The sequence below is a fragment of the Rhizobium sp. 862_C5_N1_2 genome (genome assembly GCF_051811205.1).
GTDB classification, from domain to species: Bacteria; Pseudomonadota; Alphaproteobacteria; order Rhizobiales; family Rhizobiaceae; genus Rhizobium; species Rhizobium leguminosarum.
In genome coordinates this window covers 3,933,213-3,956,565 of record NZ_JBPWPT010000001.1, presented here as the reverse complement: position 1 = coordinate 3,956,565, position 23,353 = coordinate 3,933,213, and the positions used below count along the sequence as shown (strand labels likewise).

The window sequence follows — 23,353 nt, the reverse complement described above, 5'->3', positions numbered from 1 at the left end:
AAAATGCTTCCCCGCCTGCTCGCGGGGAAGCTTCAGGCTCCGCGCCGATCATGCAGGGATGATCATGCGGGACCGATTTTGGGGAGGAGATGACATTCCATGAGCACCGTTGCGACCACCGATCCGGTTTTGACGCCGAGGCAATCGACGGCGATCTCGTTGAGGGGCCGGCTGCAGGATGCGCTGCCGAAGATCGTCCTGGCGCCGAGCTTCGTCATCACCATCATCTTCGTCTACGGCTTCATCGTCTGGACGGCCTATCTGTCGTTCACCAATTCCAAGACCTTTCCCTCCTATGCGCTGACCGGCGCGCGCGCTTATCAGCGGCTGTGGCGCTGGACCTTCGAGAGCGATCCGCCATCTTCCTGGTACACCTCGATCACCAACATGGCGATCTTCGGCTTCCTCTATATCGGCATCTGCCTGGCGCTCGGCCTGTTCCTCGCCATCCTGCTCGACCAGAAGATCCGCGGCGAGGGTCTGCTCCGGCCGATCTTCCTCTATCCGATGGCGCTCTCCTTCATCGTCACAGGCGTTGCCTGGAAATGGTTCCTCGATCCCGGCCTCGGGTTGGAACAGACGCTGCACCATTTTGGCTGGACGAGCTTCCATTTCGACTGGATCAAGAACAAGGACTTCGTCATCTACACCGTCGTCATCGCCGGTGTCTGGCAGGCGTCGGGCTTCGTCATGGCGATGTTCCTGGCCGGCTTGCGCGGCATCGACGGCGAGATCATGAAGGCCGCGCAGATCGACGGCGCTTCCCCATTCCAGCTCTATCGGCGCATCGTCATCCCGCTGCTGCGGCCGATCTTCCTGTCCGCCTTCATCGTGCTCGCCCATATGGCGATCAAGTCCTACGACCTGGTGGTGGCGCTGACCTCGGGCGGCCCCGGCGGCTCGGCCTGGCTGCCGTCGAACTTCATGTATGAATACACTTTCAAGCGCAACGAGATGGCCGTCGGCTCGGCCAGCGCCATCATCATGCTGATGACCATCTCGGCAATCATCGTTCCCTATCTCTATTCCGAACTGAAGGAGAAGGCGCGATGAGCAGCGTGACCTCTCCAATAGCAACCTCGACCGCACCGCTGCCGCATGGCAGCGATCACAGGAACAACACCCGCTGGATCGGCCGCACCGTCATCTACGGCCTGCTGCTGATCTTTGCCGTCCTCTATCTGATGCCGCTCTTCGTCATGCTGACCACCTCGTTCAAGACCATGGACGAGATCCAGAACGGCAACATGCTGGCGCTGCCGCAATCGCCGACCTTCGATCCCTGGATCAAGGCCTGGGGCGAGACCTGCGTCGGGCTGACCTGCGCCGGCATCAAGGGTTACTTCTGGAACTCGATCAAGATGGTCGTGCCGGCTGTCGCGATCTCCACCATCATGGGGGCGTTGAACGGCTATGTCCTGACCAAATGGCGCTTCCCCGGCCACACACTGGTGTTCGGGCTGATGCTGTTTGCCTGCTTCATCCCGTTCCAGTCGGTGCTGTTGCCGATGGCAACGATCCTCGGCTCGCTCGGCCGCTTCGGCATGACGCTGCAGAATGCCACGGGCTGGAACTTCGGCTTCGGCAATCCGACCGTCAATCTGGTCTTCGTGCATGTCGTCTATGGCCTCGGCTTCACGACGCTGTTCTTCCGCAATTTCTACGAGGCCTTTCCGACCGAACTGGTGCGGGCCGCCCAGGTCGATGGCGCCAGCTTCTTCCAGATCTTCCGCCGCATCATGCTGCCGAACTCGCTGCCGATCATCGTCGTCACGGTGATCTACCAGTTCACCAATATCTGGAACGACTTCTTGTTTGCCTCTGCTTACGCCGGCACCGGTGAATCCATGCCGATGACGGTGGCGCTGAACAACGTCGTCAACACCTCGACCGGGGTGGTCGAATACAATGTCAACATGGCGGCTGCGATGATCGCAGCCGTGCCGACGCTCATCGTCTATATCCTCGCCGGCCGCTACTTCGTGCGCGGTCTGATGGCGGGCGCTGTCAAAGGGTAATCCATGGCCTTCCTCGAAATCTCCGGTCTCAGAAAACGCTTCGGCGCCGTCGACATTCTCAAGGGGATCGACCTCGAACTCGAAAAGGGCGGCTTTCTCGTGCTGGTCGGCCCGTCCGGCTGCGGCAAGTCGACGCTGCTCAACACCATTGCCGGGCTGGAGACGATCACCTCCGGCGATATCAAGATCGACGGGCGCGACATTAGCGGTCTGCATCCCTCCAAGCGCGACATCGCCATGGTGTTCCAGTCCTATGCGCTCTATCCGAACATGACGGTGGCGGGCAATATCGCCTTCGGCATGGAGATCCGCGGCGTGCCGAAGGAGGAGCGTGTCAAGGCGATCGGGCAAGTCTCCGACATGCTGCAGATCGGCCATCTGCTCGATCGCAAGCCGAGCCAGCTGTCCGGCGGCCAGCGCCAGCGTGTCGCCATGGGGAGAGCGCTGGTGCGCAATCCGCAGGTCTTCCTGTTCGACGAGCCGCTCTCCAATCTCGATGCCAAGCTGCGCGTCGACATGCGCACCGAGATCAAGCGGCTGCATCAGCGCATGGGCACCACCTTCGTCTATGTCACCCATGACCAGATCGAGGCGATGACGCTGGCGACCAAGATCGCCGTGCTGAAGGACGGCGTGCTGCAGCAGTTCGGCACGCCGGCCGAGATCTATAACAGCCCGTCCAACATCTTCGTCGCCGACTTCATGGGATCGCCGGCGATGAACCTCTTGACCGCCACCGTCGAGAACGGCGCCGGCGGGCTCGAGGTCTCGCTGGAGCGGCCGAATGCCGCCCCGCTGAGGCTCCCCGTCATCGCAGGTAACAATGGCCTGACCGCCTATACCGGCAAACAGGTGATCTTCGGCATCCGGCCGGAGGCCTTGACCGATCCCGATGGCGCCGACCGCAAGGCGCGCTCGCTGACCGAGGGCGATTGCCTGATCGAGGTGGTCGAACCGGCCGGCTCCGATACCTTCGCCGTCACCAAGCTCGGCGGCAAATCCGTCGTCGCCCGCCTGCGCGCCGATACCGGCATCGCTCCAGGACAAAACACCCGCCTCGCATTCAATCTCGACAAGGCCGTCTTCTTCGATCCCGAGAGCCAGCTCAGGATTTCGTAACAGTCATTAGAGCGCCGCGCGTCTATAAGACGCGCTAAGGACGCTCTAACACTTTGCGTTTGCACATAATCCTTTCCGAAAATCGATTTCGATTTTCGGGGTTATGCGCTAGACAGCCGTCACGCTGAGCGACACCGGCGCGAAACGCGTCGAAACCACTTCGATGGTGATTTCGCCAGTGAATCCTGTCGCCTCCAGCCAGAAGCCGGCCGTGCCGCCCTGGAGCGGCACATTGCTCGGGCCGACGATCCTTGCCGGGCCGTGCACCTTCAGCGAAATGCTGTCGTTCATGAAAGGCAGGCGCTGGCCGCGCTGGTCGAGGGCGCGGATGATGACGCGCGTGCTATCGCGTTCACGGGCTTTCAGCGTGCTGCTATCGGCAACGACCTCCAGCGTCGTCGGCAATGGATCGGCCGCCAGCGTCAGGCTGGCCACCGGCTCGCCGCCGATATAGCCGGTGAAAGTGCCGTCGATCCATTCGAGACCCCAGGTGCCGAGCTCGTCGGCAGTGAAATGACGATGGTCGAGCACGACGGGCGGATGCGGCAGATGCGGATAATTCTCGCGATCCGGACCGATGCGCTTGCTGAGCGCGCCATATCGCAGCTCCACCTCGTCGCAGTTGGTCAGGATGATCAGCGGCAGCACGCCGCCGATATTGCGTTCGCCGCGCGCCCAGAAGGTCGCCGGCTTCATGACGATCTCCTCGGAAGGGTCGCACTGGCTGATATAGGCATAGGCTGCGAATTTCGGCTCGCGGAACATGTCCAAGACGCCGTGATAGCAGATGCGGTCGCCGGAGCCGAAATCCTTGTGGGTGTTGTAATCGAACATGCACCAGCCGATGGCGCCGGAGATATCAGGATCGCCATAGGCGGCATTCAGCACTTCCAGGTGACGGCGTACATGCTCGGCCTGACGCTGCTCCTGGTCATAAATCTTCGTCGGGTGCATGTGGCCGTTGAACTCGGTGATGAGGTACGGCACCTTGTGCGACAGTCCGGTATTTTCCTGCTGGCCGCGTAGCGCGGTGCGCGGGCGGTTGGCGCCCGGCAGTTCCTCGTTGCCGAGGATGAAGTCGTTCATCGTATAGACGTCTTCGAGCAGTTCGCTCTCGGTGAGATAACGCACGCCGCCGGTCTGACGGGTGCTGTCGAGTTCGCGGGCGAGACGGTTGGACTCGGCGTAGAAATCGTGATTATCCTGCGATTCGTTGATGCGCACGCCCCAGATGATGATCGAGGGGTGGTTCCAGTCGCGCTCGATCATGCGGCGGACGTTTTCGATCGATTCGTGCTGCCAGTCGGCATCGCCGATATGCTGCCAGCCGGGGATCTCCTCGAAGACCAGCAGGCCGATGGTGTCGCATCGGTCGAGGAACCATTTCGACTGCGGATAATGCGAGGTGCGGACGATATTGCACTTCAGCACCGTCTTCATGATGTCGGCGTCGCGCTCCTGGGCGGAGCGGCCGGCGGCATAACCGACATAGGGGAATGCCTGGTGGCGGTTGAGGCCGCGCAGCTTCAATGGCTTGCCGTTGAGGAGGAAACCTTCCGGCGTGAATTCGGCGGTGCGGAAGCCGAATCTGGTCGAGAGACGGTCGGAGCCATGTTCGGTCCTGAGCTCGACGGTGACGTCATAGAGCGTGGGATCGGTGATGTCCCAGAGGGCGATGCCGGTGAGGCCGCCGAAGGAAAGCCTGGTGCTGTCGCCGATCGTTTCGGTTGCGGCGGTGGCGACCACCGTGCCGTCGGCCTGCTTCAGCGTCGCGGTGACCGTCGCCGAGAAGCTGCGGCCCTCGGGATTGGCGATGTCGACGCGTATGGTTGCCGATTTCTCCGGGCCGAGAACGTCTGTGGTTTCGATCTTGAGATTGCGGATCGAGACCGGGTCGGTGACCTTCAGCCAGACATCGCGGTAGATGCCGGCATAGGTCAGATAATCGATGCGGCCGCCGAAAGGCGGAATGTCAGGGTTTTCGCTGCCGTCGATCTTGACGGTGACGAGGTTCTCGCCCTTGGCGAGCTTGCCGGTGAGGCGGGCTTCGAAGGGGGTGTAGCCGTCCTTATGGGCAATGATTTCCTCGCCGTTCAGATAGACGACGCTGTCGGCCATGGCGGCGTCGAAGACGAGCGAGACTTCGCGGCCCCCGAATTCCGGCAGCCAGCGCAGCACCTTCTGATAGGTGAAGGCGCGCTGGTAGCTGGTCTCGTCGAAATAGCTGAAGGGCAGTTCGACGGCGGTATGCGGCAGGCTGACCGACTTGGCGGCATCGAAAGTTTCGAGCAGGCGCTGGCCGAAGCCCTCGTGGAAACTCCAGCCTTCATTGAAGGAAACGACGGAACGCATTTCAGGCTCTCCAGATTGCGGCATCAGGGACATTGCGGCGCCTCTCGGCGCGTGAAAATCGGGTCATCGGTATTCCTCCTCGATGCAATGGATGAGCGAGCCGCTTAAGCACGTCACAGCGAACTTGATTCATGCGACGGGCTTTAGCTTTTTTCATGCATGTCGTCATCCCGGAACCGCTGTACACTTCCAGGCGACATGCATCAGGCAGTCGAGCCCCAGCGGGCGGTGCAGGTGAGCGTGATGCTGTGCGGGCCTTCGATCTGGGCGTCATGGCGTTCGATCAATTCGACGACGGCATCGATGAAGGCGACGTGGTCGAGGCTGAGCGTGGTGAGGTCGTTGCAATCCCAGGCGGCCATGGCGATGCCATCCTGGCCGACGACGGCGATATCATCAGGGGTGTTCTTGCCGAGCACCCGGCGGGCCGCATCGCGTGCGCCGATCGCCATGACATCATTGCCACAGATGATGGCGTCGACCTTGTCCCGGTGCAGCAGGAGCACGGCTTCTTTGAAGCCGGAATCATAGGAATAATCGCCGAAGGCCTGCGTCTCGAAGGCGAGGCCGCGCTTGGTCAGCGCATCAGCGAACCATTTGCGCCTGAGCTTGTCGATCCAGCTGGAATTGGTGCCGGAGAGGTAGGCGAAACGCTTCTTACCGTCGCGGACGATCTTGTCGATGATCTCGTCGGCGGCCTCAGAGCCGTCGATGCGGATGCTGGAGACGTTTTCGTTGTCGAGCGGCTCGAAGGAGACGATGATCGGCTTCGTCGTGTGGAAGATATCGACGGCATCCTGCATCGATACCATGTCGGAGAAGACGACGACGTGATCGACCTGATAGGTGGAGGCAAGGCGCATCAACTGCAGCCGGTCGGAATGATCGGCGCAGCAGAGGATGATCGGCAGCAATTGTCTGGCCTGCAGGCGGTGGACGAGAAGCTGCTGCTCCTCGGCCTCGCAAGGGTTGCCGATCGCATTGACGACCAGGGCGACGAGGCGCGAGCGCTGGTTGTTCAGCGAGCGGGCGATAGCGTTCGGCTGGTAGCCATGTTCACGGGCGACGGCGAGGATGCGGTCGCGCGTCGCGCTGCCGATGCGTGAATCCGGCGAGAAGGCGCGGGAAATGGTGGCGGAGGAGACGCCGGCGAGTTTCGCCAGTTCCTTCGATGTGATCCGCCGTCTGCTCATACCGCTCATCTTCAGCGCCTATTGGGCGACGATCCTGACGGAAGCGCCGTCGGCCGCTGCCGATTCCTTGATTGCATCCCATAGCCTAGCGAATCTGAGGCCCATTTCAACGGAGCCGGAGTTTTCCATCTTTCCCTCGCGAATGGCGAGGAAATTCTTCATCGGGTTGCCGAGAATCTCGGCCTCCTCGCGCGGCTCGGCGGTGCGGCCGACACTGATCTCGCGCCAGCCGCCCCAGGCGTCGATGCGCACGATCGCCTTTGAATAGAAGAAGGTGATGTAGGAGGCGCAGCCCGGAGGGCCTTCGCCGGCGGCCGTCAATGTCGCCAGCGCGCCGCTTTTCAGCCGGGCGGAGACGGCGGTGGCGATATCGACCTGTCTGCCGTGGTTGTTCATGTAGGCCGACACACTGTCGAAATCCGAATTGGCGAGCAGGCAGACGGTGTTCATCATATGGGCGCCGGTATCGAACATGAAGCCGCCGCCGGAGATATCAGGCTGCTGCTTCCAGTGGCCGTCATAGTTGGACGACCAGCTTTCCCAGATCATGCCGGATATGGCGATCAGCTCGCCGAATTCGCCGGCGAGAGCCCGCCGGCGCGTGTCGAGCACCAACGGCGAGAGGCCGCCCTGGAAGGCGGTGACTATGGTGACGCCGCTCTTTTTCTGCGCGGCGATCAGCCTCTCGGCCTCGGCGACCGTCGTCACCATCGGTTTTTCCAGGAAGAGGTCGAGGCCGGCCTCGGCAACGGCGGTTGCCTGCTCGGCATGGAAGGCATGCGGGGTAGAGACGTAGACGATGTCGAGTTCGCCCCGGCATTCCGCGAGCATCCGGCGATAATCCTCGAAGCTCTTCGGTTGTGGTGCGCCGGCGGCGAGGCAGACGTCGATCAGGCGCTGGCGTGAAGCCGCCGTGGTGTCGGCGAGTGCAGCAAATTCGACCTCCGGCATCTTGACCCAGCTCTCGGCATATTCCGCCGCCTTCAAGCCAGCGCCAATGACACCGAGGCGCAATTTCCTAGTCATGAAAATTCCTCCCTGAATGCACTGTGCACACGATTACACAAACGGAATAGCGATGGCAATATCTATATAGATAAGCAATATCAGTATATTAAAACTCGCGTTCGAATCTTTTCAAAAACCATCTTGTCAGTGTTGGGAATGCGTGTACATTTTCGCAACCGGTGCTGGAGGGCGCCGTGTCTCTAAAAAAGGGAGGACTTCAATTGAAGAAGATGGTTCTTGGCGGCCTATGCGCCGTTCTGTTGAGCGCGGTTTCGACGCTGGCGCAGGCTGAAACAATCCGCATTGCAAATCACGGTCAGGCCGGCATCGACGCGATGAAGTCGACGGTCGAGCGGATCGAAAAGAAATATGGCGTCACCGTCGAGGTCATCGAATATCCGGCGCCCGACAAGGACTACCTGACCAAACTTCTGACGGAGCTCGGCGCCGGCAACGCGCCCGACCTCTTTTCCATCCCGACCACGGCTGCGGTCGCCGACATGGTGGAAGCCGGCTACCTCGCGCCTGTTACCAAGGAGTTCAAGGCTTGGGATGGCTACGCCAAGCTCTATGACGTCGCCAAGGAGCTTGCCGTCAGCCCGGATGGCGAAACCTATGTGATGCCGTTCATGCTCGGCATCCAGGAAATCTATTATCGCAAGGACGTTCTCGAAAAGGCCGGCATCTCGACCGAACAGCCGAAGACCTGGCGGGAGCTTCTCGACCGCGCGGCCGAAATCAAGCAGAAGACCGGCGCCTACGGCCTGCTCTTCCCGGCCGGCGTCTCGTGGGGAAGCGGCGCCTTCGACGAAGGCTTCCAGCATCTGCTCGTCGGTTCCAAGACGCCGCAGCTCGTCGATGCCGACGGCAAGCTCGACCTCAATGGCGAAGGCATCAAAGATGTCTTCAACGTTTACAAGGAATTGATCGACAAGGATCTGATGCCGACGCAGCCGTTGCTCGGACCCGAGCCCTGGGTCGTGCCGAAGTATCAGATGTTCCCGGCCGGCAAGCTCGTCGCCACCACCTGCGGTTCCTGGTGCTATATTTTCGACTGGGGTCGCGAAAGCAAGAACCCCATCCCTGACGTGACGAAGGTGGTCGGCACCTGGACCGTTCCCGGCCAGAGCAGCGGCCAATATGTGCTTGCCAATCTCGCTGCGCCGTGGGCCGTCAATTCCAAGTCGGCCAATACCGAGCTGGCGATCAAGGCGCTGATGGAGATCGGCTCGATCGAGACGCAGGTTTCCTACGCCGCCCGCATCGGCAACATCCCGGCGAGCAAGGATGCGGCTGGCAATGCCGAGTTCCAGAAGCTGACGGAATTGGTTCCGATCCATGCGGCGGCCGGGAACGGCGTGTTCCTGAAACAGGCCTCCGGTTTCGGCACGGTTTCGGAAGGTGTGGCGCGGGCTACCGAAGCGCTGCTGCGCAAAGAAACCGATGCTGCCGGCGCCCAGAAGATCCTCGTCGATTACGTCAAGGAAACGCTCGGCGACGACATGGTCAAATAAGCTCCGGCACCCACTCTTCCGCCAGGACGGGGACGCGGCGCCATCGCCCGCGTCTTCCCGCTTTCATTCGATAAGCCGGTTCCATCGACAAGGTTGTGAGCTTCCATGGCCCGAAACTCTCATGAAAAGCGTGCCGAGCGGCAATGGTTGCTGATCCTGCTGCCCTCGCTGGTGCTGCTTCTGGCCTTCGTCATCTATCCGGCCCTCTATTCCATCTATCTGAGCTTCACCAACGAGGCGCTGACCGGGGCCGCGGCGCTGCGGCCCCGCTTTGTCGGTCTCAGGAATTACACGCGGCTCTTCAACGACGCGAAGTTCTGGAATTCGCTATTCGTCACCTTCGTCTTCGTCATCGGTTCGGCGGTGATCGGCCAGTTCGTGCTCGGGCTGATCTCGGCAATTGCGCTGCGCCGCCCGATCCGCTTTCGGCGGGTGTTCTCGTCGATCATCCTGTTGCCGAACGCGGCCCCTGAAGTCGTCGCCGGTTTCATGTGGATCTCGATGCTGGCGGGCGGCGACAATGCCACACTCAGCCGCATCGTCAGCTTCTTCGGCGTCACGCCGGCGGACTGGCTGCAGGTCTTCCCGCTGTCGATGATCATTGTCGTCAACACCTGGCGCGGCATCGCCACGGCGATGATCCTGTTGACGGCCGGCCTCAGCACCATTCCGGCGGAGATTTATGAGGCAGCGCGCATGGACGGCGCCACTCCATCGCAGATGTTCCGCCGCATCACCCTGCCGCTGATGATGCCGACGATCCTGCTCTATATGCTGATCTCGGCCGTCTCCACCATCGCCGTCTTCGGCCTCGTCTATGCGCTGACGCGCGGCGGGCCGGGCGGGGCGACCGAGGTGGTCAGCATCTATATCTACAACCAGTCCTTCACGGCGTTCCAGCTGGGCTACGGTGCTGCGGTCGCCGTCGTCGCGCTCGTCATCTCGCTGATCCTTGGCATCGCCTATGTCCGGGCCATGAAGGTGGAGGTCTGACATGGCCGTCGTTTCCCCGAGCGAAATTGCAAATAGGGGTCGGTCCGACCTCATTGCCTATGCGACGCTGTCGCTGATCTCGATCTTCTGCGCGGTACCCTTCTTCTGGGTGCTGATCGCCTCGTTCGACGGCAATGCGCAGCTCTTCCTGCATTGGCCGGAGCAATGGACCTTCGCCAACTATGTCAGGGTCTTCACCAAAGAGGACGGGGCGAAGTGGCTGTTCAACTCGCTGTTCGTGGTCGGCGGCGCGACGCTGCTCGTCATGGTGCTTTCCGGACTTGGCGGCTATGCGCTATCGCGCACCCGGGCCTGGTGGAAGCTGCCCTTCCTCTACGCGATCCTGCTCATCCGGGTGCTGCCGCCGACGGCGCTCGTCGTGCCGCTCTACAAATTCCTGCTGACGCTGAACAACGCGGAAGCGGCGGTGCTTAGGCCGATCTTCGGCAGCTATGCCCGCGATATCATGCGCTGGACCGGTTTCATCGACGGTTATCTCGGGCTGATCCTGGTGCTTGCGACGATGCAGTTGCCGCTGGCGCTCTGGATCATGAAGACCTTCTTCGACGGGCTACCGAGGGACTACGAGGAGGCGGCGCTGATGGATGGGGCAACACTTATCCAGCGCATCCGCCGGGTGCTGATCCCGCTGGCGCTGCCGGGGCTGGCTGCGGCCGGGCTTTTCGCCTTCATGTCGGCCTGGGGTGATTTCCTGCTGCCGCTGATCCTCCTGTCGTCGCCGGAGTTGCAGACGCTGCCGCTCGGTCTCTTCCGCGCCTTTCTGCGCATCAACGAGATCGATTACGGCCTGCTGACGGCGCTGGCATTCATCTACCTGCTGCCTGCCGTCGTCGCCTTCGGTTTTGCGCGGCGCTTCCTCGTCCAGACATTTTCGGGCGGCGTGAAGGGCTGAGATCAAGAAAGAGAAACAAATGATCAATCTCAGAAACGTTCGCAAGTTCTACGGCGCGCTCGAGGTCATCAAGGGCGTCGACATCACCGTGGAAGACGGCGAATTCGCGGTGTTCGTCGGTCCGTCCGGCTGCGGCAAGTCGACGCTGCTGCGCATGATCGCCGGCCTCGAAGGCATCGACGATGGCGACCTCATCCTCAACGGTAAGCGCATCAACGACGTGCCGCCCGACAAACGTGGCATCGCCATGGTGTTCCAGTCCTATGCGCTCTATCCGCATATGAGCGTTGCCGAAAACATCGGCTTCTCGCTCAGCCTGAAGAAGGTGCCGGAGGCAGAGATCCGCCGGCAAGTGGAGGGTGTTGCCGAGATCCTGCAACTCACCGACTATCTCGACCGCCGCCCGGCCGCGCTTTCCGGCGGCCAGCGCCAGCGCGTCGCGATCGGTCGCGCTATCATCAAGAAGCCGGCGCTGATCCTGTTCGACGAGCCGCTGTCGAACCTCGATTCGGCGCTGCGCGTGCAGATGCGCGCCGAGCTGCAACGCCTGCACCGCGAACTGAAGGCGACGGTCGTCTACGTCACTCACGACCAGGTGGAAGCGATGACGATGGCCGACCGCATCGTCGTGCTGAACAAGGGCGTGGTAGCGCAGGCGGGTGCGCCGATGTCGCTCTATCATGAGCCGGACAACGAATTCGTCGCGACCTTCATCGGCTCGCCGAAGATGAACGTCATTCCTGTCACTATAACGCGGCCGGCGGCCGGCAAGGTGCATCTCAACAGCCCGATCGGGCTTTCGTTCGATCTCGCCGATGCCAACGGCGCGCTGCCGCAGGGCGATGCCAAGCTCGGCATCCGGCCGGAGCATCTGAAGATCGCCGCCGAGGGCCAGGACCACTTTACAGCCGAAGTCGTCATCGTCGAGCGCCTCGGCGTCGAGACCTACATGACCGTCGGCTCGCAAGAGCAGCCGATCGTGGTGCGCGCTGAGGGCGATATCGCCGTGCGGCCGGGTGACCGCGTGTCGCTGACGGCCGATCCCGCCGCCTGCCATCTGTTCGATTCCGCCGGCCGGGTGATCCGTCCGGCAACCGCCTGACAATTTCGCCTGAAACATCACAGCCTAGACATCGAGGAATGCCATGACAATCAAGGTCACCATCTGGAACGAGGGACGCCACGAGCAACTCCACAAGGAGGTTCAGGAGATCTATCCTGATCGTATCGACGGAGCGATCGCTGCCGGCATTGCCCATCCGGATTTCGAAATTCGTCGCGGCACGCTGGATGATCCTGATGAAGGTCTACCGGACAGCGTGCTCAACGATACCGACGTGCTGCTCTGGTGGGGGCATATGGCCCATGACGAGGTCAGCGACGGGCTGATCGACCGTGTGCAGCAGCGCGTGCTGAAGGGCATGGGCCTGCTGGTGCTGCATTCCGGCCACCACTCCAAGCTCTTCCGTCGGCTGATGGGCACCAATGCCAACCTCTCCTGGCGCGAGACGCCGGATGGCGATCTGGAGCGCGTCTGGGTGGTCAATCCTTCGCATCCGATCGCCGAGGGGCTGCCGCCCTATTTCGAGGTCAATGCCTCGGAAATGTACGGCGAGCCCTTCGACATTCCGCAGCCGGACGAGCTTGTCTTCATCTCCTGGTATTCCGGCGGCGAGGTGTTCCGCAGCGGCTGCACCTTCCAGCGCGGGCGCGGGCGCATCTTCTTCTTCAGCCCCGGCCACGAGACCTACCCGATCTATCACGACAAGACCGTGCATAAGGTGATCTCGAACGGCGTCCGCTGGGCGCGGCAGAAACACACTGATGGCCGCATCCTGGAAAACTGGCATCGGGCCGAGCCGCTGCACGGCCGCCCCGATAGACCGAAGGCCTGATCTATGGATATTGCGCGCCGGTCGTCTTGATATAAATCGAATAGACCGAACGCGTTGCGGTGATGAAAAGCCGGTTTTTCTTGGGGCCGCCGAAGGTGAGGTTGGACACCGTCTGCGGCACCCTGATCTTGCCGAGCAGCGTTCCGTCGGGCGAAAAGCAGTGCACGCCGTCGGAGGCACTCGTCCAGAGATTGCCGGCGACATCGAAACGGAAACCGTCGGGATGGCCAACATCGAGGCTGCAGAAATAGCGGCTGTTGGCAAGCGTCCTGCCGTCGATGACGTCGAAAACGCGGATATGGCGCGGCACGTCATGTTTTGCGGAGCCGGAATCGGCAATATAAAGCTTCGTCTCATCGGGCGAGAAGGCAAGGCCGTTCGGCTGGATGAAATCCTCGACGACGGCGTCGATCGCCCCGCTTGCCGGATCGATCCGGTAGACGTTGCGCGTGGGCTGCTCGGGCTCGGCCTTGTGGCCCTCGTAATCCGACAGGATGCCGTAGGTCGGATCGGTGAACCAGACCCCGCCGTCGGAGTGTACGACGACGTCGTTCGGCGAGTTCAGCCGTTTGCCCTGGTAGCTGTCGGCGAGAACGGTGATGGTGCCGTCCGTCTCGGTGCGGGTGACGCGGCGGCCGCCATGTTCGCAGGAGACCAGCCGGCCCTGCCGGTCGCGGGTATTGCCGTTGACGTAGTTGGAGGGCGAGCGGAAGACGGAGACCGTACCGTCCGGTGTCCAGCGCATCATGCGTTCATTCGGGATATCGCTCCAGAGAAGGCAGTTCAGGTCGGAAAACCAGACCGGGCCTTCCGTCCAGCGGCAGCCGGAATAAAGCTCCTCGAGGCCGGCGCTGCCGATGACCATTGCACCGAAGCGTTCGTCGCGGATCTCATAAATCGGATTGTCGCCCATGCCAGTTCCTCCCTGAATGCTGCCGTTCTTTTCCTAGCGGCAAAAAGCTGGAGGTGCCAGAGCCCGGCGACGGAATTGCCGGGCTCCGGTTTTCCTAGAGCCGTTCCTGGTCAGCTTGAAGCATTCTGTTGGCTCAAACGGAGTCGGATGGTCGACCGGCCGGCGCGCGTCGTAGCCAAGCTCTACGGCCAAGCCGGCCGGTCGATCAGCCGGCCCGTTTCAGTCAACCCGAAGGGCCGGGCATCTTTGCCCTGACGAAAACCTGCTCCGGCAGAATGCTTCAAGCTGACCAGGAAAGGCTCTAGAGAGCCGCGACCGGATGCGGCGAGCCGTCATAAGCGCCCCAGATCGACTGGTCGAAGCAGATGACCGAGCCGGTCATCAGGCCGGATTCGGAAGACGACAGGTAAGCGCAGGCGCGCGCCACCTCGTGCGGATCGACGAGGCGGCCGAAGGGCTGGCTTGCCGCCGCCTTCTCCAGCCAGTCGGCAGGTGCGCCGTGATATTCGCGCTGGATCCGGTCTTCGCCTTCGGAGGCCATCCAGCCGATGTTCAGACCGTTGACGCGGATGCGGTTGCGCAGGAGCGCGTAGGCAGTGTTCTTCGTCAGCGTTTCCAGCGCGCCCTTGGAGGCGCAATAGGCGGCGATGAAGGGCTGGCCTGCTTTGGCTGACATCGAACCGATATTGACGATCGTGCCCTCGATCTTTTCACGGCGCATGACCTTCACCGCTTCCTGCATCAGGAAAAACGGCGCGCGCACATTGACGGCGAACATGGCGTCGAAGAGCTCGGGGCTGGTATCGAGGATGGTGCCGCGATCGGTGATGGCGGCGGCATTGACCAGCGCATCAACACGGCCGAAGATCTCGTCACAGGCGCGCACGACATGCTGTGCATCCTCGACCTTGCCGAGGTCGGCTTTGACGTAGACGATCCGGGCGCCGGTCGCGGCCGAAATCTCCGCCGCCTTTGCCTTGCCCTTGGCTTCGTTGCGGCCGCAGATGACGATGCCTTCCGCGCCGCGTTCGGCGAAGAGACGGGCGATGGTCGCGCCCAATCCTTGCGTGCCGCCGGTGACGATGGCGATCTTGCCGTCAAGGCGGCCGTGGTCGGTGCTCATGTGGTTCCTCCAGTGTGATGATGCGCGGATAGCCTCCCGCGGGTGCGGGAGGCTTTTATCTCAGTGCGGATGCAAGAGGCCCGAGCTCCAAATCAGCTCAACTTCCTGTGCGCCTGCTCGGCAAGTGCTGCCGCAAAGACTTCATCGCTCCAGCCTTCCTTCAGCGCCTCATGCATCAGCTGCGCCTGTGTCTTCGGCGCCAGTCCGCCAAGCGGCGGGTCGCGGTCGAGATTGGTCGGGAAGGAGTAGCCCTCGGCGCAGGCGGCGACGGCGTTGGCGATTTCGTCAGGCGAGAGTTTTCCCTGCAAGGTCTTCAACGCGGGAAACAGCCTGGCGCTCATCCGCTCGCGATTGACGGTTTCCATTGCCCGGCCGAAGGCGGAAGAGACCTGCAGAAGGTTGGCGACACGCTTGATGTCGGCCGCGCGGTTGGTGCCGGCGGCATGGAAGAGGGCGGGATTGAAGAAGACGAGGTCGCCTTTTTCGAGCGGCAGCTGGACATGATTGGCCTCGAAATAATCGCGGAACTCCGGCCGCTTTAGCGCGAGGTAACCCGGCACATAGGTTTGGCTGTGTGGCAGGAAGAGCGTCGGGCCGCTTTCGAGCGGCATGTCGCAATGGGCGACCGCACCCTGTAGCGTCAGCACCGGCGAGAGCCGGTGCACATGCGCCGGGAACTGTTCGATCACCTTTGAGGACTGAAAGCCGAGATGGTAATCGCGGTGCGCCGACTGCGCCGCACCACCCGGATTGACGCGGTTGACCTGCGCCGTCATCTGGTAGCTCGGACCGAGCCAGGCTTCGCTGGCCAGCGCGATTATGGTGTTGCCGTAATATTCGGCGAAATTTGCCGGATCGGCGAGACAATGTTTCTCCAGCGAATTCCAGATGCGGTCGTTGGCGCCGGGCTTGGCGAAGTGATCGCCGCCGCCGCTCGCGGTGCGGCGCTGTTCCTCGATGATCGCGTCGAAGATCGTGCTGGCGCGGTCGATGACGGCGGTGTCTTCGTAAGCATGCTTGAACACGACGACACCAGGACCCTCGCCGAAAGCTTCGCAGATTTCGGCCAACACGGCGCGTCGGCCTTCTGCCGTTGCGGCCGCTGCCATCACCTTGCGGCTGTCATAGATCAGCACGTTTTTTTCGACCGCAGACGCCGAGGGGTAATCGGCAAGTACAGTCGCCTTTTCCGCAAGGCTGCGGAAATCATCGAGATCGCAGGCCTCTTCGCTCAGCCAGACACGGTCGGCGCGCAGTTTCTGCTGGTTGTCGGTTTTCATAGCGGGCTCCTCCCTCTTTCCGATGGGGGCACTATACGCCGCAGTGCGCGGTGATATAGATCAGAAATCCATCAAAAAACCATCAGGCCAATCGCATGGCACATCTCTTTCTCGTCAAGGACATCGCCTTCCAGGCCGGACTCAGCACCGCCACCGTCGACCGGGTGCTGAACGGCAGACCGGGTGTGCGCGGGCAGACTGAAATGCGGGTGAAGGCGGCGATCGCGGAGCTGGAGAAGCAGCAGGCCGGGGCGATGGGCAGCGGCCGCGTACTGGCGGTCGATATCGTCATGGAGACGCCGCAGCGTTTCAGCGACGCGGTGCGCGCCGCCTTCGAGGCGGAGATGGCGACCTTCCTGCCCGGCGTCTTCCGCTGCAGGTTCCATTTCGCCGAGGTGATGAAGCCGGCCGAACTGGTGCAGCTTCTCGACCGCATCCGGCTGCGCGGCACGCACGGCATCGTGCTGAAGGCGCCTGACGTAGCCGAGGTGGCTGCCGCTGTGGCGCGGGCGGATGCCGCCGGCATTCCCGTGGTGACGCTGGTGACCGACTTGCCGAATTCGGCCCGCATCGCCTATGCCGGCGCCGACAACCGGGCGGCAGGAGAGACGGCCGCCTATCTGATCGGTGAATTTCTCGGGACTGATGGCGGCAAGGTGCTGGTAACGCTGTCGAGCGGACGGTTCCGCGGCGAGGAGGAGCGCGAAATCGGCTTCCGCCGCGTCATCCGCGCTCGTTATCCCGCCATCGGCATTACCGAAATCAGCGAGGGGCACGGCACCGATGCCGCGACGGGAACGCTTGCCGCGGCAGCGCTTGCGGCCGACCCCGCGATCAACGCCGTCTATTCGATCGGCGGCGGCAACCGGGCGGTGTTTGCGGCCTTCGACGTGGCCAAACGTCCCGTCCGCGTTTTCGTCGCCCATGATCTCGATGCGGACAACCGCGCCTTGCTTGCGGCGCGCCGGATCGGCTTCGTGCTGCATCATGATCTGAGAACTGATGCGCGCTCGGCCTTCAGGGCGATCATGAGCCGCGCGACTGCATTGCCGCGAACGGTTCCGGCCTCGCTTTCATCAGTCGAAATCGTCACGCCTTACAATATGCCTGCGGGCGACTGAGCCAATTGGCTTTCCTTCCATGCCGAATTCGGGCTACAGATTTGGCACGGGTGAAGGTGGAACATGGATTACAGCGACGTCAGCACGATTGCAGCCTGGATCACGGAGCAGGGACTGAAGGGCGCTTCGGAAGCCGAGCTGATGACCGGCTTCTGCTCGGCTTGCCGGGATGCCGGCCTGCCGCTCGACCGCGGTCTGGCGCTGATGGATACGCTGCATCCGGTGCATGAGGGCCGCGCCTTCCGATGGGACAGCGTCGAGGAGATCCAGACCGAGTTCGAATATGGTCCGACGATCTCGGGGGAGGCGGCGTCGAACTGGCAGCGTTCGGCCTTCTATCATCTTTGGTCCCGCAACGAACGGGAGATACGCCGGCGTCTCGGTTTCGGCGATCCGATCGATTTCTCTATGCTCGATACGATTGCTGAAGCCGGCCACACGGATTTCGTGGCGATGATGCATCGTTTTTCCGAGGCTGGCACGATCGGCGAGATGGATTGCTTCTTCTCGCATTTCGCGACGAAACATCCTGAGGGCTTTTCCGATCATGACCTCGCCATCCTGCGCAAGCTGGTGCCGGTGTTGGGGCTGGCGATCAAATGCATCGCGCTTGGACGTATCGCCCGCACCATCGCCGAGGTCTATCTCGGCGAGGACGCCGCGCGCCAGGTGATGGAAGGCAAGATCAGCCGCGGCAAATCGGAGCGGATTTCCGCGGCACTCTGGTTTTCCGATCTGCTGAACTACACCAAGATCTCCGACAGCGTGCCGCCGGAGGAGATCATCCCGCTGCTCAACGACTATAGCGAGGCGGTGATCACAGCGGTCCACGAGTCCGGCGGCAACGTGCTGAAGCTGATCGGCGACGGTGTGCTCGCCATCTTTAAGGGCGAGGTGCCGGCGGAGACGTGTCGTGCGGCGCTGAGCGCCGAATCGTTGCTGCGGGAAAAGCTCACCACGCTGAATGCCGCGCGCGCGGCCGACGGCCGGGCGACGACCGACGTCTATATCGGCCTGCATATCGGCGATGTCTTCTACGGCAATATCGGCAGCCAGGATCGGTTGGACTTCACCGTCATCGGACCCGCCGTCAACGAGGTCAGCCGGATCGCCTCGATGTGTCGTTCCGTCGATCTCAACCTGTTGATCTCCTCCGATTTCGCCGCGGCGATACCGGAGCAGCAGCGTACCGCACTCGCCTGCGTCGGACGCTATGCGTTGCGCGGCGTGCAGCGCGCGCAGGAACTGTATACTCTCGACAGCGCCCGGCTGAACAGCTGAGTTCCCGACTGCAAGGCTATCGCAACAGGCCCTGGCCGCCGTCGATCCAGATCGGCGTACCGGTGATGTGTCGAGCGCGGTCGGATGCAAGGAAGAGGATTGTTTCGGCGACGTCCTCGCTCTTGCCTGCCTTGCCGCCGGCAATCGGGATATCCCCCTGCGGCCAGATGACGGGAACCTCCGTCTCTTCGCGATGACGACTGTCGGTATTGGCGCTGATATTGGTCTCGATCTCGCCGGGGCAGACGGCATTGACGCGGATGCCATGTCGACCGAGTTCGAGGGCGAGCTGCTGGACCATGGCGACCTGGCCCGCCTTGGTTGCGGTGTAGGCGGTGGCGCCCGGGGTGGTGAAGGTGCGGGTGCCGTTGATCGAGGAGACGACGATGATCGAACCGCCGTGGCGCTTCAGATGCGGAACCGTCAGATGCAGGGTCAGATAGGTGCCGCGCAGATTGACGGCGATGGTCTTGTCCCATTCTTCCGGTTTCAGATCGTCGATCGGCGCCCACACACCGTTGATCCCCGCATTGGCGACAACGATGTCGAGGCCGTCGAAGGTGTTGGTCAGTTGCTCCACGGCGCCCCGCATTTGAGCGTCGTCGCTGGTATCTGCCGTCAACGCGATCGACTGGCCGCCGGCGGCCTTGATCTCGGCGCAAGTTTTTTCGACCTCTTCGGCGGTGCGGCTCAATGCTGCGACCCTTGCACCCTCGGCGGCGAGCCGCAACGCGGCCGCTTTGCCGATGCCCGAACCGGCGCCTGTCACCAATGCGATTTTTCCCTTCAGCTCCATGGGCGGGCTCTCCTTGCCGTTTTGCCGACATGCCAACTCTTCGGCGCGGCAGTTGGTTCCGGAAGGAGGCGGGTCGTCGCAGTTATCTTAGAAGCGTTTGCTTCAACGCCCATTTCTCCGGCCCGTGGACCGCCGCAAAGAGCAGTCCGGCGAGGAAGGTAAAGTGATCGATGAAGAAACCGAACTCGGCCTGGTTCTGCTGCCAATGGGACGGGCCATGGAAGGCGAAGGCAAGGAAGATCACGTAGATGCCTGCGAGCAGGCTGGCCTCGGTGAAGAAGGCTCCTGATATAAAGGCGAGCGCCAGTGCGATCTCGAAGAAGGCGGCGATCCAGGTAAGGAACGTCGCCATCGGAAAGCCGGCGGCGGTGATATAGCCTGCCGTCGCGCCGATATCGGCGAACTTGAAGCCGGCCGCCATGAAAAAGATGAAGCTGAAGATGATGCGGGCGACGATGATTGCAATTGCTCTGGCCATTCTGAAATCTCCTCTTTGAGCTTCCACTATGACGGACAGGACACGTGATATCCTACACGGGGAATGAAAAAGGCCGCTTGCGCGACCCTATCACTTTGAATTGCGCATAATCCTGTCCGAAAGTCAGTTCCGATTTTCGGGGTTATGCGCTCTCACCATTCGGCGAAGCTGCCGTCGGCGTGCCGCCAGATCGGGTTGCGCCAGCGATGACCTTCCTTCGCGCGCTCGATGACATAGGCCTCGTCGACCTCGATGCCGAGACCCGGACCCTGCGGGATCGAGACGAAACCATCGGCATAGTGGAACACCTCCTTGTTGGAGATGTAGTCGAGGATGTCGTTGCCCTTGTTGTAGTGGATTCCGAGGCTCTGTTCCTGGATGAAGGCGTTATAGCTGACGGCATCGACCTGCAGGCAGGCGGCGAGCGCGATCGGGCCCAGCGGGCAATGCGGCGCCAGCGCCACGTCATAGGCTTCGGCCATCGCCGCGATCTTGCGGCATTCGGTGATGCCGCCGGCATGGGAGAGATCCGGCTGGATGATGTCGACGTAGCCGTCGGACAGAACCTGCTTGAAGTCCCAGCGCGAAAAGAGCCGTTCACCGAGCGCGATCGGCGTCGAGGTATGGTTGACGATATCGCGCAGCGCTTCCTTGTTTTCGGAAAGCACCGGCTCTTCGATGAACATCAGCTTGTAAGGGTCGAGCTCCCTCGCGAGAACCTTCGCCATCGGCTTGTGCACGCGGCCGTGGAAATCGACGCCGATGCCGATATGCGGGCCGATCGCCTCGCGGATGGCGGCGATGGTCTCGACCGCCTTCTCCACCTTTTCGTTGGTGTCGACGATCTGCATTTCCTCGCAGCCATTGAGCTTGATCGCCTTGAAGCCACGGGCAACCACCTCCTTGGCATTGTTGGCGACATCCGAAGGACGGTCGCCGCCAATCCAGGAATAGACCTTGATACGGTCGCGGAGCTGGCCACCGAGCAAGGAGTGGATCGGCTGGCCGAGCGCTTTGCCCTTGATGTCCCACAGCGCCTGGTCGATGCCCGAGATCGCGCTCATGTGGACGGCGCCGCCGCGATAGAAGCCGCCGCGATACATCACGGTCCAGTGGTCTTCGATGAGGAAAGGATCCTTGCCGATCAGGTAGTCTTCCAGCTCATGGACGGCGGCCTGAACGGTGAGCGCACGGCCTTCGACGACCGGTTCGCCCCAGCCAATGATGCCCTCGTCGGTCTCGACCTTCAAAAACAACCAGCGCGGGGGAACGATATAGGTGGTGAGTTTGGTGATCTTCATCGCTGTTCTTTCAGTCTCTTCCCGGGTTTGCGATCGACGGCGCGTTCGCAGATTTGTGGTGATCGGTCATTTCGTTCTGCCGATCGCTTTTTCGGCGGCGGCTAGATCGCGCACCGCAAGATCGAGCATGCGGTTGGCGCATTCACGGGCTCCCGCCTTGTCGCGCATGCGCAGGGCCTCGACCAACTGACCGTGAACGAGCACCGCATCCTCGCGATTCTCGACGCCGATATTGGAGGCATGCAGCGCATATTTCAGCGCCGCGTGAATGGCGCTCGACAGGCGGCGGAAGACCTGATTGTGGCTGGCGGTGAGCAGCACCGTGTGGAACATGACGTCGGCATCGGTGAAGCTTTCCGGGTCGCGGGCGCTGTCGCGCATCTGCCGCCAGGCATTGTCGAGATCGGCGATCTCCTGGGCGCTGGCGCGCTCGGCGGCATATTCGGCGGCTGCCGGCTCGATGGTGCGGCGGGCTTCGAGAATGCAGCCGAGCAGGTCGAAATCCTTGATATACGGACCCATCCATTCAAGCACGTCAGCGTCGAGGATATTCCAGTCGTCCTTATCGCAGACGGTGGTTCCGATGCGTGGCTTGCCACGGACAAGGCCTTTGGATTCCAGCACTTTCAGCGATTCGCGAATGACGGTGCGGCTGACGCCGTAGAGCTCGCAGAGATCGTTTTCGCGGGGCAGCGGCGAGCCCGCGGGATAGCGGTCCGCACAGATATCCTGAGCGATCGCCGCCGTGACGTTGCGGCGTACGCGCGGGCGGCGCTCGATGCGGCGGCTTTCGGCCCCGCTCTGTCGCTCGATTGTTTCCAACTCACCTCTCCGCTCTGTCTCGCGTGCTAGGCAATCGAACCTGATTATCCGAATTCGATCCGCTTTGCGACGCTTCCTCCCGGCATCTCGTCAATAATCCTATTATTCTAATCATCATACATTGGCAATTGACTGGTATGATGATTTGTCATAATTCATTGGACGTTGCCTGGGAGGCAGCTGCTCGGTTTTTGAGAGTTTAGGGAGAGAGACATGCGCTTGTTCAAAGCAGCCATTCTGGCTGGCACTTTCGCCATTCTGGCAGCCGGCTCGGCATTTTCCGCGGACGTCAAGATAGGGTTCATTGTCAAGCAGCCTGAGGAGCCGTGGTTCCAGGACGAATGGAAATTCGCCGACCAGGCCGCCAAGGAAAAAGGCTTCACCGTCGTCAAGATCGGCGCCGAAGACGGCGAGAAGGTCCAATCGGCGATCGACAATCTCGGCGCTCAAGGTGCGCAGGGCTTCATCATCTGCACGCCGGACGTCAAGCTCGGCCCCGGCATCGTCGCCAAGGCCGAAGCCAACCAGCTGAAGCTGATGACGGTCGACGACCGCCTCGTCAGCGCCGACGGCAAGCCGCTGGAAGACGTGCCGCATATGGGCATTTCAGCCACCAAGATCGGCGAGACCGTCGGCCAGGCGATCGCCGACGAAATCAAGAAGCGCGGCTGGGACATGAAGAATGTCGGCGCCGTGCGGGTCTCCTATGACCAGCTGCCGACCGCCGTCGACCGCGTCGAAGGTGCGATCTCTGTGCTGAAGTCCGCCGGTTTCCCGGCCGAAAACATCTATGATGCGCCACAGGCGAAGACGGATACGGAAGCGGCGCTCAACGCGGCGACCACCGTTCTCAACAAGCATGCCGACGTGAAATACTGGGTCGCCTTCGGCCTCAACGATGAAGCCGTCCTCGGCGCCGTCCGTGCATCCGAATCGGTCGGCATTCCGGCGACGAACGTCATCGGTGTCGGCATCGGCGGTGCGGAATCGGCGATCAATGAATTCAAGAAGCCGGCGGCAACGGGCTTCTTCGGCACCGTCATCATCTCGCCGAAGCGTCACGGCTACGAGACGGCGCTCAACATGTACGACTGGATCGCCAACGACAAGGAGCCGGCAAAGCTGACGCTGACCTCGGGTTCCCTGGCGCTGCGCGACGATTACGAAAAGGTCCGCAAGCATCTTGGCATCGAGTGATCGTCCTTCCAGCATGATATCGTCCGGCGGCCGCGT

The 23,353-nt window shown here is 61.9% G+C and carries 21 protein-coding genes; 11 read left to right on the top strand and 10 right to left on the bottom strand.

Translation table 11 applies throughout. The annotated features are described in order from the left end of the window. The first annotated feature begins 99 nt into the window (after positions 1-99). Genes ACD590_RS19630 through ACD590_RS19620 form a run of 3 tightly spaced genes read left to right on the top strand, consistent with a single transcriptional unit; the run spans position 100 to position 3,137 of the window. Complete coding sequence (locus tag ACD590_RS19630; RefSeq protein WP_130771960.1) at positions 100-1,053, top strand: carbohydrate ABC transporter permease; 954 nt, start codon at positions 100-102, stop codon at positions 1,051-1,053. Beyond that, the gene (locus ACD590_RS19625; RefSeq protein ID WP_112902594.1) at positions 1,050-2,018 is read left to right on the top strand and encodes a carbohydrate ABC transporter permease; all 969 of its coding nucleotides are present in this window, start codon (positions 1,050-1,052) and stop codon (positions 2,016-2,018) included. The genes ACD590_RS19630 and ACD590_RS19625 overlap by 4 nt, the downstream gene beginning before the upstream one ends. Before the next feature lie 3 nt (positions 2,019-2,021). After that, positions 2,022-3,137, top strand: a complete 1,116-nt coding sequence (locus ACD590_RS19620; protein WP_028734729.1) for an ABC transporter ATP-binding protein — start codon at positions 2,022-2,024, stop codon at positions 3,135-3,137. Positions 3,138-3,245: 108 nt separating this feature from the next. Here ACD590_RS19620 and ACD590_RS19615 read toward each other — a convergent pair whose 3' ends face one another. The 3 genes from ACD590_RS19615 to ACD590_RS19605 all read right to left on the bottom strand — a co-directional run bounded on the left by ACD590_RS19615 (position 3,246) and on the right by ACD590_RS19605 (position 7,708). Further along, positions 3,246-5,489, bottom strand: a complete 2,244-nt coding sequence (locus ACD590_RS19615) for a glycoside hydrolase family 2 protein (RefSeq protein ID WP_439003203.1) — start codon at positions 5,487-5,489, stop codon at positions 3,246-3,248. A gap of 203 nt (positions 5,490-5,692) precedes the next feature. Further along, complete coding sequence (locus tag ACD590_RS19610) at positions 5,693-6,691, bottom strand: LacI family DNA-binding transcriptional regulator (protein ID WP_439003202.1); 999 nt, start codon at positions 6,689-6,691, stop codon at positions 5,693-5,695. Positions 6,692-6,700: 9 nt separating this feature from the next. Then, positions 6,701-7,708, bottom strand: coding sequence for a Gfo/Idh/MocA family protein (locus ACD590_RS19605; protein ID WP_028734727.1), 1,008 nt, complete (start codon positions 7,706-7,708; stop codon positions 6,701-6,703). A gap of 203 nt (positions 7,709-7,911) precedes the next feature. Here ACD590_RS19605 and ACD590_RS19600 point away from each other — a divergent pair, with 203 nt between their 5' ends. From ACD590_RS19600 to ACD590_RS19580, 5 genes are all read left to right on the top strand, one after another. After that, the gene (locus tag ACD590_RS19600) at positions 7,912-9,204 is read left to right on the top strand and encodes an ABC transporter substrate-binding protein (RefSeq protein ID WP_018243686.1); all 1,293 of its coding nucleotides are present in this window, start codon (positions 7,912-7,914) and stop codon (positions 9,202-9,204) included. Between the two features lie 105 nt (positions 9,205-9,309). Then, positions 9,310-10,197: a carbohydrate ABC transporter permease gene (locus tag ACD590_RS19595; protein ID WP_130717970.1), complete on the top strand. Its 888-nt coding sequence runs from the start codon at positions 9,310-9,312 to the stop codon at positions 10,195-10,197. 1 nt (position 10,198) lies between these two features. Next, a complete protein-coding gene (locus tag ACD590_RS19590) occupies positions 10,199-11,110 on the top strand; it encodes a carbohydrate ABC transporter permease (RefSeq protein ID WP_166480760.1) in 912 nt (303 codons plus the stop codon). Between the two features lie 19 nt (positions 11,111-11,129). After that, positions 11,130-12,212: an ABC transporter ATP-binding protein gene (locus ACD590_RS19585; protein WP_439003201.1), complete on the top strand. Its 1,083-nt coding sequence runs from the start codon at positions 11,130-11,132 to the stop codon at positions 12,210-12,212. A 43-nt stretch (positions 12,213-12,255) separates the two neighbouring features. Then, positions 12,256-13,005 (top strand): ThuA domain-containing protein, encoded by a 750-nt coding sequence (locus ACD590_RS19580; protein WP_018243682.1) that lies wholly within the window; start codon positions 12,256-12,258, stop codon positions 13,003-13,005. A gap of 1 nt (position 13,006) precedes the next feature. On the opposite strand, the gene ACD590_RS19575 is transcribed toward ACD590_RS19580, so the two are convergent. From ACD590_RS19575 to ACD590_RS19565, 3 genes are all read right to left on the bottom strand, one after another. Next, positions 13,007-13,918: an SMP-30/gluconolactonase/LRE family protein gene (locus tag ACD590_RS19575; RefSeq protein ID WP_018243681.1), complete on the bottom strand. Its 912-nt coding sequence runs from the start codon at positions 13,916-13,918 to the stop codon at positions 13,007-13,009. Between the two features lie 301 nt (positions 13,919-14,219). After that, entirely contained in the window at positions 14,220-15,041 is an 822-nt protein-coding gene (locus ACD590_RS19570; RefSeq protein WP_018243680.1) for an SDR family oxidoreductase, read from the bottom strand. Between the two features lie 92 nt (positions 15,042-15,133). Then, complete coding sequence (locus ACD590_RS19565) at positions 15,134-16,321, bottom strand: phytanoyl-CoA dioxygenase family protein (RefSeq protein ID WP_439003200.1); 1,188 nt, start codon at positions 16,319-16,321, stop codon at positions 15,134-15,136. 95 nt (positions 16,322-16,416) lie between these two features. On the opposite strand from ACD590_RS19565, the gene ACD590_RS19560 reads away from it, so the two are divergent. Together ACD590_RS19560 and ACD590_RS19555 are read left to right on the top strand one after the other, a co-directional pair. Further along, complete coding sequence (locus tag ACD590_RS19560; RefSeq protein ID WP_047623160.1) at positions 16,417-17,442, top strand: LacI family DNA-binding transcriptional regulator; 1,026 nt, start codon at positions 16,417-16,419, stop codon at positions 17,440-17,442. Between the two features lie 63 nt (positions 17,443-17,505). Then, positions 17,506-18,723, top strand: a complete 1,218-nt coding sequence (locus tag ACD590_RS19555) for an adenylate/guanylate cyclase domain-containing protein (RefSeq protein ID WP_018447041.1) — start codon at positions 17,506-17,508, stop codon at positions 18,721-18,723. 16 nt (positions 18,724-18,739) lie between these two features. Here the strand turns inward: ACD590_RS19555 and ACD590_RS19550 are convergent, their stop codons facing one another. From ACD590_RS19550 to ACD590_RS19535, 4 genes are all read right to left on the bottom strand, one after another. Next, positions 18,740-19,519, bottom strand: coding sequence for an SDR family oxidoreductase (locus tag ACD590_RS19550; protein WP_018447042.1), 780 nt, complete (start codon positions 19,517-19,519; stop codon positions 18,740-18,742). Between the two features lie 82 nt (positions 19,520-19,601). Beyond that, entirely contained in the window at positions 19,602-19,997 is a 396-nt protein-coding gene (locus tag ACD590_RS19545; RefSeq protein WP_018447043.1) for a DoxX family protein, read from the bottom strand. A gap of 152 nt (positions 19,998-20,149) precedes the next feature. Further along, positions 20,150-21,298 (bottom strand): galactonate dehydratase, encoded by a 1,149-nt coding sequence (dgoD, locus tag ACD590_RS19540; RefSeq protein WP_047623156.1) that lies wholly within the window; start codon positions 21,296-21,298, stop codon positions 20,150-20,152. Positions 21,299-21,364: 66 nt separating this feature from the next. Beyond that, entirely contained in the window at positions 21,365-22,120 is a 756-nt protein-coding gene (locus tag ACD590_RS19535; RefSeq protein WP_003543153.1) for a FadR/GntR family transcriptional regulator, read from the bottom strand. Positions 22,121-22,333: 213 nt separating this feature from the next. Between ACD590_RS19535 and ACD590_RS19530 the strand changes: the two genes are divergently transcribed. After that, complete coding sequence (locus ACD590_RS19530; RefSeq protein ID WP_439003199.1) at positions 22,334-23,317, top strand: arabinose ABC transporter substrate-binding protein; 984 nt, start codon at positions 22,334-22,336, stop codon at positions 23,315-23,317. Positions 23,318-23,353: the final 36 nt, after the last annotated feature.